Genomic DNA, 15,978 nt, shown 5'->3' on the forward strand with positions numbered 1-15,978 from the left:
AACATAATCATGATCAACAGCATCAACTTTAGCTAAGCAACATCCCGCCAACCCGAACGGATCAATCCATTTTGATGGATTGTGCACATACCCGTACGGATTAAACCCGCCTGCCAAATTCAGGGGGTCTGCTGAGATGTACTGCGCGGTCTCCGGTGAATAATAACGAAAGCGGTTATAATACAACCCGCTCTCTTCATCCTCATATTGCCCGCAGAACCGCAGGTTACAGTTAACATGATAATCCGGATTATTGGAAGCGATGACCTGAAAACGTTCCGCTTTGCCCCACGTTTTTAGTCGTTGTGCCCAAACCAGTACCCCTTCCTCGGACAACATCTCGCGCACAGTACCCTGATGGTCACTGACAATATAGTGTAGCTTGCCTTTTTCAAAGCGTGCTGACGGCGTGAGGGCACCCGGTTCGTAGAGCCAGCGGACACGCTGATCGTCTACCGGCGTACCATCGGCGTAAATCGGCGTTTCTTCGATAAGTCGGTCGCCGCTCCACAGGTAATCCTGCCCCATGATGGCATCGGCTCTTGGCGCTAAATCCGGTTTTCCAGCTAACCACCTTTGCAGGTTGGTGGCGGTGAGTTTTCCGTCGTGAACCTTGAGCTTACGTATTCGTCTGCCAAACGGATCATAGGCATAGCGCCAGCGCGAACCGTCCGGGGTTTCGAAGTGGGTAAGCTGGTTTTGCGTATCCCAGCGGTAGCGCCAGACCTGTGGGCGGAAGCCGTCACGTTGTTCGGTTTTTTCCACCAGACGCCCATTGTCATCATAGCGATAGCGGATATCGCCTTGCTGCACCACCCGCCCGGCTTTCTGACGCTGCGTCATTTGTTCCATCGCACCGTAGGCATCGGGTTATAGCCGAAGTGCAGGGTATGGCCATCCACACTTTCACTGACAGGACGCCCGGTCAGGTTATCCCATTTGCGTGTGATTTCCCGCCCGTTGATACGTTCACAGGTCAGCAGGCCAGTGGTGTTGTCATATTCATACTCGACAACCGCATCGGCATTGGTGGCTTTCACCAATTGGTGCCGTTTGTTGTAGGCGTAAGTGGTGGTGTCTTTAAGCACCCTCTGATTTTCTTCCGGCTGCCAGCTTTCCTGCCTGACCAGCAAGCCTGCGGCGGAATAGTGCCAGCGAAGTTGCTGACCGTCAGGGTATTGAGTCAGTACCCGGCGTCCCAGCTTATCGTACTGGTATTCAAGGGTACGGCCGGTAAAATCGGTCTCCCGGATAATCTGCCCCGCCGCATCCCGCTCATAGCGGTACACCTCCCCGGTGGAGGCGGTGACGCTACTCAGACGGGTGAGCTTGTCATAGCCAAAGTGCAGGGTGGTGCCATCCGGCAATTCAACTTCGGTCAGGCTGCCGGCTTTGAGATTGGCGGCTCGGTCACGGTGAAGATCATGGACGGCTGTCTGGTGTTGATCCCTGACAGTGACGAGACCAACAGCCTCAGGCAGCAATACCAGCTCTAGCGGGTGCAAATCAGTGAAATTAAGCTGCAGATGCGCGAGCTGATTGGGGATTACAAAAGCCGCTAAGGGCAGGGAGTGAGCCGCTCTTAACAGAACAAAGCCGGAAGATCACGGGGATCTTTCCGGCCTTTTGCTTTTAAGCTTAACCAATTATTGTTGTTTATATGAAATAATAATGTATGACATACCTGATCTATTATCGTCCACAGACTGAATATTTCCCCACAGGAAAAAAAGTTTCTCTGATGAACCAAATAATGATTTTAATAAATTATCATTTATTAATTTGTTTCTGATTTGGTTTTCGTTCGTAAAGACATTGATTTCATTCTCTTTCTTCTTGTTAAATGGAAGTAACTTAATAAAATCAATAATCCCATCTTGGAAAACAACACTGACAATGTAATTTATATTTAAAAATAGCATGTTATCTATTGAATAGCTGACCCTACCTTCAAAGTCATACACTTTTCTAGGATTAAGATCTAATGTTAGGGCTATAAAGTTATCCAATGTAATCAGTGGATTTATTATTATTCCATTTAAACTTATATCACCATTAATATATATCATTTTATTAATTTCACCGAGTGTAAAGGTTCTAGAATTCCCTCATAATCTTTAATAACAATTTGAGGTAATCCGCCGGCCCCATGTTGAGGATTAGCCCTAACTATACCGAATGCCGCTGGTGTATCTTCTAAAACTCTATAAGCAGTCATACCGGGTCTATATCCGAATTGTGGATGAGGCATTACTTGTAAGCCTTTAAATACACCTTCTTGAGAGAATCCACTTCTTTCTATAGCCCGAACTGTAGTATAAAAATTACCTTGCCCCGGAGCACCAGCCATTAATATTGTGCCTTTTTTAACCGTGATATCTTTAAAGCGATCAACACCAGGATATTCTCCCTGCCCTTGCCAACTTCTTGCAAACTCTGATGGTGACTGAGTAGACGCTGCTTTAACCTCAGATGTTGAACTCAATCCATAAGGATCTTCGGGATTGCACCGACACGACCATACTTTTTAGACGGGATTTTTTCTTTTAATATTAGTTTATTAAAGAACTGTTTTTACCTGTTCCGCTCACCCCCGCGAATTTAAAACACCAATATGCATTTTTGAGATTTTTTGCCGATGTGAGCGGCTCTAAAAAAAGAAGAAAGCCGGAAGATCACGGGGATCTTCCTGATTTTATTTTAGCTAATAAATCAGTTGTTTTGTCGAAATGATTCAAACCATTCATAATGAAATTTTTCTTGCTCTTCTGGAGAAACGTCAACATCTTTATCTTCGAAATCAAATATATGAACCTGATTTTCAGGCAAACCACGTTGACCTAATGTAGTTTCATAGGCTACCCTACCTAAACCCATATCTCTCTGCATTGCAGATGGAAACACGTTTATTTTTGCTCCTTTACAAAGAAAAATTATATCTTTTAATTGATTTCTTAATTCTGCGAAACATGAAAAATAGTCAGTGTCATTTGATTCTGCCAATTGATTATTATTATGAAATATTTTTAAGCAACAATGTCTACCAGGAGAAGTGATCAAATGTAATTCAGCTTCCTCCATTTTCCCATTTATTATTATCTTGACTTTTCTTTTATATACGTCTGTCATTTTCCATACCTTTTCGGATTTAAACTACTATAGTTACCCATTTTCTCATTTGCTCTCACTGGAGTTACACCTAATCTGTTTTCAGATTTTACCCCTCTAGGCATAACAATTTACACCTCTCCAGAAAATGGCGATTTTTCACCCAATGCCTTGTTTGCATCTATACCATGGTTAGTTTTCATGGTGTACATATAGCAGTGTTTTTGACTATAGTTTGTTGAAAAAACAGTGATTTTATTCGGATCAATAGCATGCCACATCAATTAGTGCTGGCATGGCTCGGGTTCGCCGCACGGTAAAACAACAAAGCCGGAAGATCGCATGGATCTTTCCGGCCTTGTATTTTATCCATACATTCTTTTTATATCAGAAACATAAATCCATAAACGTTGGCATGCATCTTCTTCTTTTTCAAACGATTCTACCCAACTACGTGCACCTCTTTCTGAATGATAGACTAGCCAGTATCCATCTTCATAAGTGAGACAAATTTTATCATCGGGAGCCCCCCCCTCAAGTGAGTAGTAAGATGATGAGACTTTATTTTCCCTCAAACGTGTTCTCAGATCTTCTTTATTCATTGATATACCTAGGGTCTGTTGATGTTTTAAGGTCATAATTCAATCAACCCACATCGGTAGCGTTAAGGTCCATAAAAATGCATTAATGTATCAAGAATACGCCAGTCTTCTTTTGTTAATTCTCTTTTTTCCATATGATCATATCTGTAGCGTATTCCTTTCATTGGGATACCATATGGATGACTTTTTGCTGACTGCATTAAATCATCAATATCACTCTCGTGTATTAATGTTCTTTTGAGTAGCTGATGAAGCATTATTTCGGCATCTTTTCTTTCCAGCATATTCATTATATTACTCCGGTAAAATTTTAACTGAATCAAAGTTAATAACTCGCCAATCTGCATGCAACTGCCTTGCTCCGCCTTTTCCAAACTCAGGGTAAGCTTCTGTAAATGGCTCTAAGCGAGTTTTTACGTCATCACCTTTCCAGTAAGGCACCCTAACTTGCGGAACACCTTTTTCATATAACTGTAAGGTATCGAATTTGCCTATAAGTCGGGCATCACTCCATTCTGGAGATATTTGCAACTTATCTCTTGCCACACTTCCAGAAGGAAATTTATCAAATGCAATATAAGTAGCAGGAGCAGATTTGTTGTTTATAGTTGGAGTAACCCATTCATTCACAGAGCCGTCTTTCTCTAGGTATTTCATATGGCGATATCCTGTGGATGGCAATGTTGCACTAGGTCCATCTGGCCCGACATAAAAATCAGGCTTATTTGCAACCTGTGACGTCCCACTCAGCCCATACGGATCTATCCATTTTGATGGATTGTGCACATACCCGTACGGATTAAACCCGCCTGCCAAATTCAGGGGGTCTGCTGAGATGTACTGCGCGGTCTCCGGTGAATAATAACGAAAGCGGTTATAATACAACCCGCTCTCTTCATCCTCATATTGCCCGCAGAACCGCAGGTTACAGTTAACATGATAATCCGGATTATTGGAAGCGATGACCTGAAAACGTTCCGCTTTGCCCCACGTTTTTAGTCGTTGTGCCCAAACCAGTACCCCTTCCTCGGACAACATCTCGCGCACAGTACCCTGATGGTCACTGACAATATAGTGTAGCTTGCCTTTTTCAAAGCGTGCTGACGGCGTGAGGGCACCCGGTTCGTAGAGCCAGCGGACACGCTGATCGTCTACCGGCGTACCATCGGCGTAAATCGGCGTTTCTTCGATAAGTCGGTCGCCGCTCCACAGGTAATCCTGCCCCATGATGGCATCGGCTCTTGGCGCTAAATCCGGTTTTCCAGCTAACCACCTTTGCAGGTTGGTGGCGGTGAGTTTTCCGTCGTGAACCTTGAGCTTACGTATTCGTCTGCCAAACGGATCATAGGCATAGCGCCAGCGCGAACCGTCCGGGGTTTCGAAGTGGGTAAGCTGGTTTTGCGTATCCCAGCGGTAGCGCCAGACCTGTGGGCGGAAGCCGTCACGTTGTTCGGTTTTTTCCACCAGACGCCCAGTGTCATCATAGCGATAGCGGATATCGCCTTGCTGCACCACCCGCCCGGCTTTCTGACGCTGCGTCATTTGTTCCATCGCACCGTAGGCATCGACCGGCAAATGTTGGCTCAGGTTACCGTTAGTGTCATAGCGGAATTGCTCTTCATGCGGGCGCGTGCCCTCGAACAGGGTATGCAGGATTTGGTCGTTGGTGTTGTAGCGGTAGCGGGTTTGCCCCCAGCGGCTATCGTCAATCACCCGCACATTATGGGCACGGTCGTATTGCCAGCTCCGGTTGACCGCAGAGGCTTGTGGCGGAAAGTGCGGGTCATTTTGAGCCAGTGTTTCCCTGAAAAAGGGGGTGGCCTGTCCCGCCGACTGATGTGCCAGCAAGCCGATCGCCGTGTAGCGGCTGGCAAGAATAAAGCCGTTGGCACTTTCGCGTACTGTTTCCCTGCCTAATGCATCATGCCGGAAGGTCAGCGGCGTATGCTGGTTGAGCTGAAAGTGGTTCAGTGCCCCCATCGGGTTATAGCCGAAGTGCAGGGTATGGCCATCCACACTTTCACTGACAGGACGTCCGGTCAGGTTATCCCATTGGCGCGTGATTTCCCGCCCGTTGATACGCTCACAGGTCGGCAGGCCAGTGGTCTTATCATACTCATACTCGACAATGGCATCGGCATTGGTGGCTTTCACCAATTGATGCCGTTTGTTGTATTCGTAAGTGGTGGTGTCTTTAAGCACCCGTTGATTTTCTTCCGGCTGCCAGCTTTCCTGCTTGACCAACAAGCCTGCGGCGGAATAGTGCCAGCGAAGTTGCTGACCATCAGGGTATTGAGTCAGTACCCGGCGTCCCAGTTTATCGTACTGATATTCAAGGGTACGGCCGGTAAAATCGGTTTCCCGGATAATCTGCCCCGCCGCATCCCGCTCATAGCGGTACACCTCCCCGGTGGAGGCGGTGACGCTACTCAGACAGGTGAGCTTGTCATAGCCAAAGTGCAGGGTGGTGCCGTCGGGGCGGAGGACGGTGGTCAGCAGGTCAAACGCGCCGTAAGTGTAACGAGTGGTACGGCCTTCGCCGTCCGTGACCGCCACCACACGCCGCTCGCTGTCATATTCCAGTTGCTGGGTAACGCCATCCGGCAACTCAACTTCAGTCAGGCTGCCGTTAAGGCTGGCATGGTCGTTGCTATAACGGTAGTGGGTCTGCTGTTTGAGGGCATCGGTGAATTGGCGCAGGCGGCCCAGTTCATCCAGTTGCAGGCTCGTGGTTTCGCCATCCGGTGTCATCACGGCGGCCAGCCGTTGTTGCTTATCATAGGCATAGTGCCACTGGCGTCCATCCGGCAGCAGGCGTTGGCGTAATTCACCGTGGAGACCGTATTGGTATTCTTCTTTGTGCCCCAGCGGGTTAGTCAGCGCGGTCAGGTTGCCCTGCTCATCATAGTGAAATTGCCAGCGCTCGCCGGTGGGCAGCACACTTTCGATAAGCTGGCCGTGTTCGTCATAACCGTAAGCAAAGGTGTCGCCCGTCGGCAGTTTGACTTCGGTCAGCGCACCATCAGGGTTGTAATCGAAGGTGGTTATCCCGCCAGCCCGATCGGCTTCCCAGACAATCTGGCTATAGCGCCATTGGCGGCGGGTGATCCGCCCTAATGGATCGACTTCACGGACAATCAACCCATTGTGATCGTAATGGTATTGGGTTTCACCGCCTTCACCATCCCGATAGGTAGTGATGCGTGCCTGATCATCATAGTGGAAATGGTCACACCAATAACCGCTGGGGGAAGTTGTGCTGAGTACGCGTCCTTGTTCATCATAAGTCAGGCTTAAATCGGTCTGGTCAGTGTCGTGCCAGCGGATCATCCGCCCCTGCACATCATATTCATGCCACAAGTGGTTGTGCTGGAAGGCGTCACATTCATGCAGGTAGCCTTGCGGATCATAGTGACAGGTCACTAACCGCTGCTGTTTCTGTGGTTCAAGATAATCCACTGTCTGGAGTTGCTGGCCCTGATAGCCCAACACCAGCCGGAAACCATCCGTGCGTGTGACTTCAATCAGTTGCGACTGTTTATCGTAGATAAACTGAATTGTGTTCTGACGGCGATCGGTGATCGCGGACAGTCTGCGGATATTGCCGACAGCTTGGTTGAAATGGTAGCTAAGCTGGGCGCGGCGATCAGTCAGTTGCAATTCGCCATTCAGTTCCCCCGTCAGCACGTAATGAGGAATATGCTGGTTACGGGCGAGCACCGTGTTATCCGGCGTGCTGAAATCGTAAATCACGCCGTCGGCATCAGTAAAATTTACCTTACCATCGGCCAGTTCCAACTGACGTGACCAGTCATCCGCCCATTTCGATCCAAACAGGCCGCTGAACTTAGCGGTGGAACGATAGGTGCGGGTCAGGGTGATGGGTAACAATCCGGGAATGACGATAACCGGCCAGACTTGCAGGAAGTCCCCGGTGGCCATATCGACAGGATCACCTTCTGGCGTGGTTTTGTTGTTATTTTGCCCTTCTTTGCTATTGGACTTGTTGTCAACGGAATCTTGTTTGTTGTTTTGGGGTTTGGTGGGGGCGGCTGTCTCTGCTGTCTCTGTCGATTTCCCCTCAATACTGGCACCTTTAGTGTCCCCCGCAGCCTGCGTTTCAGTTTTCGCCGTGATTTTAACTTCTTGTTTGGTGGCCTGTTTACCGAGTTTAAAAAAGGAGCCAATGCCTTTAAGTATACCGGGTATTTCGCCCACCAAAGATACAGTCATACCTGTATCAAATGCCATTTCCCCGCCTTTCTGCATCGGGTTATCAAAACTTTTTCGTTTTGAGTCCAGATTAAATTCTTGGATATTTTGAGATATGGCGGTACCCGTGTTGCGTACACTTTCGGCGGGGCGTTTCTGCCCGAAAGCTTCCAGTTCAGCAGCACGGGCTTGGGCGTCCAACGCAGAGGCATTCCCTTGCAATTTTGTCACCGCTTCTGCGGCATCGACAGCCAGATTATTGGCACGTTTTGCTGCGCCGATAGCGAAATCAGTCGCACGAAACTTATCGACATTCTGGCGGGTATTATCTGCCACAGCACGTAGGTTTTCTGCTGCTTTTTTCTGTCCAGTCATTTCCAATATGGCAGCACGTTCTTCTGCATCTGCATCTATAGAATTGACCATGCCCGTGTCAAAGTAATCTCTTATCTGCTCCCAAACCCCTTTTTCTTCTTTAGTTTCTGGTAGTACCACTGTATTGGCCTCATGGGGAGGATTAGTTGCCTGTGGTGCCTGTCCGATAATTTTACCGATGGTATTGCCTTCCCCGGTCGGACTGTCATCCCGAACCTTTTGGGGTAACGGGGAATTCGGTTTAGGGGGGACAATATCCTTTGTGTTGGCCGGTTCTTCTGCCTTGTCTACGGCTTTGTTGTCTGTTCCGGCCCCGTTGTTTTCTGCCATGGTTTCCGTCCTTATGCTCCGTTCATCCAGAATTTATCCCCGTGACGCAGGACCAGTTTATTGCCCGCCCGCACTGTCTTGGTATGCTCCTGTGGGTGGCACTTCGCGCCCACCGTGCCACTCTTAACACCATTGGCCACGCCCGGCTGGTCGCCGAGTGTTGTGGGCACAAAGCTGCGGGCAAATACCACCACTGGCTGGCCGTTGGCGCGCACGGTTTTCTCCGGGACGGAACTGTCTGCCAGTTTTGCGACGACCGGATAGGGGATCGGCGGGGTGGAAGATCCCATCGGGGTTTTGCACACGTCCGGCAACATGCCGACGATCATCCAGCTTCCCGCCGTGCGGGCAATGTGGTTATCAGCCATCCTTTTTCTCCTCTTCCAGTGGTGCCAGTTTGAGCAAGGGCGCATCCGGGTTGATTTCAAACCGCGCTTCAGCGACCCGCACGGGCAGGGAGGTTTTGAAGCTCAGTCGGCAGGTCATATGCAGCGTCCTTGCCTCGCTGTCGATAATTAACGTGTCCATACGCATAGGAACAGGCAGCAGAATGCCGTTCTGCATCCGCAGCAGGATAAACGGGCGGTGCCCCGGCAGGGTGACATGCAGGTCACCATCAGGTGTCAGGCCGCTTAACGTGATGGCAATATTGGTTTCCGGCCAGTCAATCTGTTGGTCAACTGGTGCGCCGTTCCAGTAGCCAAAGTCAAAATCTTTCGGCAGATAGGGATGGCGGTGCGCCAGCCAGTCGGCATCGTAAGTGCCGGCAAGCTGACGGCGGGGCAGCCACGCCCGGCCGATAAAGCCCAACCCTTGCGGCTGGCAGGCCGGGGTATCGGGCGATAAGGTGCCCGCCAGTTGAGCAGAAAAATGTTGCGCAGTGAACGGCGCATCCGGCCGGATAATGCGCGGGGCCGGGTAGCGGGTCAGTTGTTTGGCGTTGGCATACCACGGCGTGACAAACCCGGTGCCCAGCGGATTGGTTTCACAGGTGGCATGGGCAACTGGGGCTTTTTCCCCGTCTGGATGTTGCTGGCGTTGTTCCGGTGTCAGACGATCACTTTCCTGAAGCTGTGCACCTGCTTTATCATCCGCCTGAATTTTGCATTCGCCCCCATAGGCATAGCGATAATCCAGCGGCAGGGTCGTAAAGAGTTTTGGTGTCGTCAGTTGCCAATGACCACCAGCATCACGGGTAAATTCCCGTTCACCAGTCACAGTCAGGGTTTTGTCGAGCAAGGTTCGGCCCTGCTTGCTTTGAACATGCAGCCGTACAGGAAACTCCGTACAGGGGCGGCCATCAGGGGCATAAGCCGTGCCGTTAACAATCACGTCACAGCGCGGTTTAAACGGGGCAAGGTCACTTTCCTGCAACACCTGAGAGGCATTCATCTGCCCCCGGTATTCATCCTGTAAACACAGGGGCGGCGCGGGCAGTAATTCAGCGCTGTATTCCCCTTGTCCGGCAGGCAGTAACTGGTAGCCGATTTTCATCACGGCCACGTGGTGCTCCACATCCTCAACATCCAGCATGGCATAGTTCATCACCGCAAAGGGAGTCAGGTTACGAAATTCCATCTCAATCCGTCCTTTCTAGTTCAGGTCGATATCTTTACCCGTGATTTGTACCGGGCCGCTGGCCTCAAATTTGAACTCACTGCCCTTGAGGGTAATTTTGCCGCTGCTGTCCATGCGCAGGACACTTGCGCCACATTTCAGTTCAATCACATCGCCGGTGGTGATGGAAAGGGTATTGGTGATGGTCTCTGCCTTGTGTGCACCGACCTCGATAATGTAGTTCTTGCCGGTGATCAGTTTACGCATCTCCTTCACCGTTTCCGTGCTGTTGAGCGTGACCGTTTCCTCTTTGTTCTCATTGATCTTGATGATCTGGTTTTTCTCCACGGTCTCAGTGTGATTGGCGATCACATGGGTATCGCGGTTGTTGAGCACCTTGGTGTACATGTCTTTCTGTGCGTGCAGCGACAGCTTTTCACTGCCCTTGGCATCCTCAAACAGCAGTTCGTTATACCCCTCGCCCTTGTGGGTCTTGGAGCGCAGTGCCATCTGGGTTTTGCTGCCCGGCAGTTTGCCCGGCGGGATATTGCTGGCATGGTAGGTTCTGCCGGTGACGATGGGCTGGTCCGGGTCGCCGTGCAGGAAATCCACCACCACTTCCTGGCCGATGCGCGGGATGGCCAGCATCCCCCAGCCCTGACCTGCCCATGGCTGGCTGACCCGTATCCAGCAGGAGCTTTGGTCGTCGCTCTTGCCGTATCGGTCCCACGGGAATTGCAGGCGTACACGCCCATACTGGTCACAGAAGATTTCTTCGCCGACCGGGCCGACCACCTTAGCGATTTGTGGGCCATCCATCACCGGTTTGGCCAGCAGTGCCGGACGCCAGTTCTGATTCTGGCGGATAAAGTAGAAGTAGCTGTGCAGCGTGGTGCCGCTCTCGCCGCCGCTTGCCGTTTCCAGCGCACCCGGCTGGCTGCCGCTGTGGCTGGTGGAAACGGTTTGCCATGACTGATTCAGGTCTGCCCGTGGATGGTTAGTAAGGATAAACAGTTTGCCCGGCTGCAGGGCTATCGCATTGCCGCTGCCCTGTCCCATCATCGCATCGCTGCGCAATGCCTCCAGCCGGTAGCGGGTAAAGTCCTTGCCATGCGCTTCGTCTTTGAAGCGACCGGGGTAATCGTAGTGCTCGTAGTACAGTTGTTGCATATTTTCATCCCGTATCTTCTGGCTAAATTCCGCCGGCCACGCCGGGTTCTTGAAGGTGTAATCCTTAAGCTGGACCTGAGCCGGCCGTATTTGTGCGCTGCTGGTCAGGCTGTTGACAGCCGGTTCGCCCAGCGTACTGCTTTCACCCGGCTGATAGGGCAGGCGTATGCCCGGCGGCACTGAACCGCAGTCGTCGGCGAAGACCAGCGTGTTGCGCCCGTTACTGCATTCGAAGAAGTAGAAAATGCCTTCTTCGGCCGTCAGCCGTTGCAGGAAATCGAAGTCGCTTTCCTGATACTGTACGCAGAATTCGCGCGCCGGGTGAGGGTGGCGCAGGCTGAAGATCACATCGCGGATTTTATGTTCTTTCAGGAGGGTGGTGATGATGGTAGCGATATCCTGTTGCTGGAAAATGCGCGAGTTTTGTCTCAGGGTGGTGCGCCACAGATCCGGGCGGATACTCATCCGGTAGGTCGTTTGGTGCAGGCCGGTGTTGCCCTGTTCAAAGCGGGTGGCGATGCCGGTGACGCTGCGCTGTTCGACACCGTTTTGCAGAATGGTCAGCGTGGCGGTGCGATCCAGTACTGCCGGAAAGTCAATGGCCGGGTCGGCACTGGCCAGCCCCACACTCAGGCTAAACGGCTGGGAAAAACTTTCGTTCAGGGTGAAATCGGTCACGACAAACGTCTGCGGCGGTAAACCGCCTGCGGTCAGGGTAAATTGCAGGCCACTTGGGTCACGCCCGCCCATCAGCATCTGGCCGACTTTTTCCAGCACTTTGGTGGCCGCATTCTGCCCCCCGGCTGCGCGTTGTGACAATCCTTGTCCACCGGTAAAGCCGCCGCCTGGAATTAAACTCGCCGATCCTGAAATACCGCTGCCTGAACTTCCGCCTATTCCCCCGGTAAAACCCCCACCCGGAATTAAACCCTCTGTCCCTGACAGGCCGCCGCCCAATTTTCCTGCAACCTGTTTCGCTTTCTGAACAGCGCCCTGCCCCTGCTGAACAAGGGCTTGTCCTTTCTTCAATTTATCGAGGTTCTTCTTTATTGACATGGTGTGTCTCCCTGAGATGATGGAACGTTATGTAATAGGCTATCCCACCTGATAGCAACGCAGGCCATAACATTCGGGTACAAGATTCAAATCTAACGCACATTGTCTCCGACAAATTTGTTAATTAAGGACGTAATACGTTGTTTTTCGATAATTTGCAGAGACTCTGTTGTTCGAATATATCGGCTGATCCGTGATAAACAAAATGGGGGTAATAATAAATAACGAAGGAGTAAAGACCAAATTAAATCAAGTGAAATAAAAAACGGACTCCGACAATGACCGTGTAAAAAGTTAAAATGATTGCCGTTGAGAAATAATATTCTGAAATGGTGTATTTGATTAGTGTATAGAACCACTTAATATTTATCCATAAAAGGTGTTTTTTTTGTAACGATATGAAATAAAAATAAAAAATAGATAATGGCTTTGGCAAAATCATGATCATTTTAATTTTACTTGGATTCGCATATTAAGCGCAACACCGTAATGAACGAAGTAAATGAGTTGGGGTTCCTGTAAATAACTCATTCGGTGTTTTATAATCTCGTGTCTTACGTGGTCGATTATTTAGTCGGTTTGCCACAAGGTTAACCTCCCGCTCTGATACCTTATTAAAATCGGTTCCTTTTGGGAAGTAATCTCTGATTAATCCATTTATGTTCTCATTTATCCCTCTTTCCCAAGGGGAATACGGATGAGCAAAATAAATTTTTGTCTCTAAATTTTTACCGATCCGTTCGTGTTCGGCAAATTCGAGTCCGTTATCAAAGGTAATTGTTTTAACTTTATGTTTTATCATCGATAAATGTCTTGTCGCCGCTTTGGCAACACCTTCTGCTGTTTTATCTTCAAGTTTAATGATGATCGTAAATAACGATTTTCGTTCAACTAAAGTCAATAAGGCACTTTTACGATCTTTGCCAACGATAGTATCCCCTTCCCAATCCCCAATACGCTGCTTTTTATCAACAATTTTTGGGCGCTTATCAATACTGACTCTGTTTTTAATTTTTCCTCTGTGCTCATGGCTTCCATAGCGTTTACGATACGGTTTTTTCGCTATCCTAAGATGTTGCCATAAATCACCGCCATTTATTTTATCTTTATAAATCAATCGATAAATTGTTTCATGATGTAAAGAGATTTTCGCTTCCCGCTTGAGATAACCCACAACTTGTTCCGGACTTAAATCTTGCCAAATTAACTGTTTTATCCACTTTGTTATCTCTGGCGTGATTTTTACGGCTTTTACCTTAGAATGACGGCGTTCTAATGCTTTACGCTGAGCTTGTTCAGGTTCATATTTCTCGGCTTCCCGGTTTCGTCTCAATTCCCGGCTAATTGTTGATGGGGCCCGATTAAGCGACGTTGCAATAAAACGTTGTGTAAAACCGGCTTCTTTTAAGCCGAAAATCTGGTATCTTTCTGTTTCGGTCAGTTGCGTATAGGCCATAGTGCATTTTCCTTTGGCGAGAAAGATGCCTACTATAGCAACTGACCGCCTTTCTTAGAAATTGCACTTACTATGCGAATCCAAGTTATGATTTTGGTCACAAAAAACTGTTTTTAGCAATGAGGTTTTTTACTTTCCGTCTTTTTTAATAAAAACAACGTAATAATAAATGATACACCTGCATTAAATATATCAATGACCTCCATTTATTCAAATGGAGGTCAATATTGCGGTGAGATCCATCCTAAATTGGAAATGGACAAATTAATATTTGGCTCATTTAGCAATATCAAGATTAAGTTAATTCAAATAACTCTATTTTGTTAGACTATTGTCTGGATTTCAAAGGGCAGCTTCCTGCCCTATAGTGAGAGTAATTTATTTTCCCATTGCTTTATAATTTCCCGTTTTTCTTTCAGGTAGTCGTAACGGTCATAGTGCTTGGATGAGACACCGGGTCTTTTGTGGTTCTGTACTCTGTCTCTCATTTCCTTGTTTTTGTGTATTTTTTCTTTGCTCATGGGTATACTGACGTCCTGTTTTTATGGCTTAGTTTTAAATGATAAGAAAATTACTATTGTTGTCTGTAACACTTACTATTGCCGGATGTTCTGTCGGAAGGGTGTCAACAGATAATCTTACATCACTCAATAATAGCAGCCTTTGCCGTGCTCTTGGGGAAAACGCCGATAATGGTGATATTACCGTCAGAATATTGGACGAGATATCATCTAGAGGTGATTCGATAGATGCAGAAGAGTGTCATTCCATTGAAGCCTTTGCACGAAGGGATTTCGGCGTAAGGGATTTTTGGTTTCTTGACATAGAAAAAATGAATAACCAGATAACAAGAGACATACTGCAAATGAAAGCTGACGGTAAGTTATAAAAAGAAAATATTTTGTGATCAAGTCTGGCTAAATCTAACGCAAGTTCAGGCTATGTCTCTATACGTTGTGTGTAACGCTTGCTGAGCAGAAAAGGGGCGCTCAATTATGATAGACCCCTTTAATAGTAAGACAAGATGGGCAGATCATATCAATCTTCGCCTTCTGAATGTTCTCAAGATAGGCATCTATACATGATTTAATAAATTGATGTCGTGACCCGTTAATTCTCTGCTTTCAACATGCCAGAATATTCTACTGGCACCCAAGAATATCCTTGTTCATCTTTGCGAATGTGGCCAATACCAGGAAAGGGTAAATGTGCAGCACTAATTAACCACTTTTCCTGTGATGCTTTTTCGAAAATATATTTACGTGCTTCAACTGCTTTAGCATTATCTACATCAAATTCGATGGAAACTTCTGGACGCGTAAATTGCACTGAATGAGAGTGTACAATATCACCCCAAATTAGCATGCTATTGTTGCCAGAGTGTAATTTGAATGATGTATGGCCGGGAGTATGGCCAAAAGTGGATATTATTTCGATACCTGGAGTGACGTTATCTCCACTTTTAAAAGTGTGGAATGCTTTTTTTGCAATATATGGTGCGATAGCGTCTTGTGCCATTTTGAACATAGAGCGACTTTCTTTAGGTGCAGAGGCGGCAATCTCTGGATTAAGCCAGAAATCTTTTTCTTCTTGCGCGGCATAAACGGTTGCATTAGGGAATGCTGTTTTGCCATTTGCAGAACTTAAACCACAAATGTGATCTGGGTGCATATGTGTCAGTAATATTGTTTTTACTGCTTCCGGTGTATACCCTGCGGCACGGATATTATCAACAATATTTCCCATGGTTGGGCCAAAGCATTTACCACCGCCAGTATCAATTAATACCAATCCCTCTTTGGTATTAACAAGATAGGCATTTATCGCTGTCTGAACGCCATCTTTCTCTTCAATTTGGAACATGCGGGCCAGCAGAGTCTGGATGTCTTTATTTTCAATGCCTTTTAATAAAGAGGGGGAAAGATAGATATATCCGTCATAAATCGCAGTGACCATGAAATCACCGAGCATTTGGTGATAATAGCCAGGAGCCTGATTGACGAGTTGGTTAGCGGGTTGCGCAAAAGCTGTTGGTATTGTTGAAGTTATGGCTGTAGTGAAGGATAGGGTAATGGCAAGAGCAGATGCTTTAAGAATATTTTTCATTAACTA

General features: G+C 48.0%; 12 protein-coding genes and 2 pseudogenes. 1 reads left to right on the forward strand and 13 read right to left on the reverse strand.

Annotation, left to right across the window (positions count from 1 at the left end; all coding sequences use genetic code 11):
- Positions 1-42 precede the first annotated feature (42 nt).
- The 12 genes and pseudogenes from XDD1_RS20335 to XDD1_RS19840 form a co-directional block, all read right to left on the reverse strand.
- A pseudogene (locus tag XDD1_RS20335) lies at positions 43-1,376 on the reverse strand (RHS repeat domain-containing protein); the annotation flags it as partial.
- A gap of 270 nt (positions 1,377-1,646) precedes the next feature.
- On the reverse strand, positions 1,647-2,069 hold the full coding sequence (locus XDD1_RS04475; protein ID WP_045969076.1) for a hypothetical protein: 423 nt from the start codon (positions 2,067-2,069) through the stop codon (positions 1,647-1,649).
- Positions 2,066-2,485, reverse strand: coding sequence for a hypothetical protein (locus tag XDD1_RS04480; RefSeq protein ID WP_045969078.1), 420 nt, complete (start codon positions 2,483-2,485; stop codon positions 2,066-2,068). The genes XDD1_RS04475 and XDD1_RS04480 overlap by 4 nt, the downstream gene beginning before the upstream one ends.
- A 227-nt stretch (positions 2,486-2,712) precedes the next feature.
- Entirely contained in the window at positions 2,713-3,129 is a 417-nt protein-coding gene (locus tag XDD1_RS19835) for a hypothetical protein (protein WP_052705637.1), read from the reverse strand.
- 344 nt (positions 3,130-3,473) lie between these two features.
- Positions 3,474-3,710 (reverse strand): hypothetical protein, encoded by a 237-nt coding sequence (locus XDD1_RS04490; RefSeq protein WP_045969080.1) that lies wholly within the window; start codon positions 3,708-3,710, stop codon positions 3,474-3,476.
- Between the two features lie 62 nt (positions 3,711-3,772).
- Entirely contained in the window at positions 3,773-4,000 is a 228-nt protein-coding gene (locus XDD1_RS04495) for a hypothetical protein (RefSeq protein ID WP_045969082.1), read from the reverse strand.
- Positions 4,001-4,004: 4 nt separating this feature from the next.
- Positions 4,005-8,627 (reverse strand): RHS repeat-associated core domain-containing protein, encoded by a 4,623-nt coding sequence (locus XDD1_RS04500; RefSeq protein WP_045969084.1) that lies wholly within the window; start codon positions 8,625-8,627, stop codon positions 4,005-4,007.
- An 11-nt stretch (positions 8,628-8,638) separates the two neighbouring features.
- Positions 8,639-8,995, reverse strand: a complete 357-nt coding sequence (locus XDD1_RS04505) for a DUF4150 domain-containing protein (RefSeq protein ID WP_045969086.1) — start codon at positions 8,993-8,995, stop codon at positions 8,639-8,641.
- Entirely contained in the window at positions 8,988-10,205 is a 1,218-nt protein-coding gene (locus tag XDD1_RS04510; protein WP_045969088.1) for a DUF2169 family type VI secretion system accessory protein, read from the reverse strand. The genes XDD1_RS04505 and XDD1_RS04510 overlap by 8 nt, the downstream gene beginning before the upstream one ends.
- A 15-nt stretch (positions 10,206-10,220) precedes the next feature.
- Positions 10,221-12,410 carry a type VI secretion system Vgr family protein gene (gene tssI, locus XDD1_RS04515; protein ID WP_045969090.1) on the reverse strand — a complete coding sequence of 730 codons (2,190 nt, stop codon included), beginning with the start codon at positions 12,408-12,410 and terminating at the stop codon, positions 10,221-10,223.
- Between the two features lie 472 nt (positions 12,411-12,882).
- Positions 12,883-13,866: an IS30 family transposase gene (locus XDD1_RS04520; protein WP_045968417.1), complete on the reverse strand. Its 984-nt coding sequence runs from the start codon at positions 13,864-13,866 to the stop codon at positions 12,883-12,885.
- Between the two features lie 362 nt (positions 13,867-14,228).
- Positions 14,229-14,363 (reverse strand): annotated as a pseudogene (locus XDD1_RS19840) (integrase); the annotation flags it as partial.
- 62 nt (positions 14,364-14,425) lie between these two features.
- Between XDD1_RS19840 and XDD1_RS04525 the strand changes: the two are divergent.
- Entirely contained in the window at positions 14,426-14,755 is a 330-nt protein-coding gene (locus XDD1_RS04525) for a hypothetical protein (RefSeq protein WP_045969092.1), read from the forward strand.
- A 221-nt stretch (positions 14,756-14,976) separates the two neighbouring features.
- Here XDD1_RS04525 and XDD1_RS04530 read toward each other — a convergent pair whose 3' ends face one another.
- Positions 14,977-15,972: an MBL fold metallo-hydrolase gene (locus XDD1_RS04530; RefSeq protein WP_084720938.1), complete on the reverse strand. Its 996-nt coding sequence runs from the start codon at positions 15,970-15,972 to the stop codon at positions 14,977-14,979.
- Positions 15,973-15,978 lie beyond the last annotated feature (6 nt).

The sequence above is a fragment of the Xenorhabdus doucetiae genome, assembly GCF_000968195.1.
Lineage (GTDB): Bacteria > Pseudomonadota > Gammaproteobacteria > Enterobacterales > Enterobacteriaceae > Xenorhabdus > Xenorhabdus doucetiae.

What these genes read in the sequence shown, in the direction of transcription:
- XDD1_RS04520 (WP_045968417.1), bottom strand. Translation starts at nt 13,866, where the DNA reads ATGGCCTATACGCAACTGACCGAAACAGAAAGATACCAGATTTTCGGC.
- XDD1_RS04490 (WP_045969080.1), bottom strand. Translation starts at nt 3,710, where the DNA reads ATGAATAAAGAAGATCTGAGAACACGTTTGAGGGAAAATAAAGTCTCA.
- XDD1_RS04500 (WP_045969084.1), bottom strand. Translation starts at nt 8,627, where the DNA reads ATGGCAGAAAACAACGGGGCCGGAACAGACAACAAAGCCGTAGACAAG.
- XDD1_RS19835 (WP_052705637.1), bottom strand. Translation starts at nt 3,129, where the DNA reads ATGACAGACGTATATAAAAGAAAAGTCAAGATAATAATAAATGGGAAA.
- XDD1_RS04525 (WP_045969092.1), top strand. Translation starts at nt 14,426, where the DNA reads ATGATAAGAAAATTACTATTGTTGTCTGTAACACTTACTATTGCCGGA.
- XDD1_RS04495 (WP_045969082.1), bottom strand. Translation starts at nt 4,000, where the DNA reads ATGAATATGCTGGAAAGAAAAGATGCCGAAATAATGCTTCATCAGCTA.
- XDD1_RS04530 (WP_084720938.1), bottom strand. Translation starts at nt 15,972, where the DNA reads ATGAAAAATATTCTTAAAGCATCTGCTCTTGCCATTACCCTATCCTTC.
- XDD1_RS04475 (WP_045969076.1), bottom strand. Translation starts at nt 2,069, where the DNA reads ATGATATATATTAATGGTGATATAAGTTTAAATGGAATAATAATAAAT.
- XDD1_RS04505 (WP_045969086.1), bottom strand. Translation starts at nt 8,995, where the DNA reads ATGGCTGATAACCACATTGCCCGCACGGCGGGAAGCTGGATGATCGTC.
- tssI (WP_045969090.1), bottom strand. Translation starts at nt 12,410, where the DNA reads ATGTCAATAAAGAAGAACCTCGATAAATTGAAGAAAGGACAAGCCCTT.
- XDD1_RS04510 (WP_045969088.1), bottom strand. Translation starts at nt 10,205, where the DNA reads ATGGAATTTCGTAACCTGACTCCCTTTGCGGTGATGAACTATGCCATG.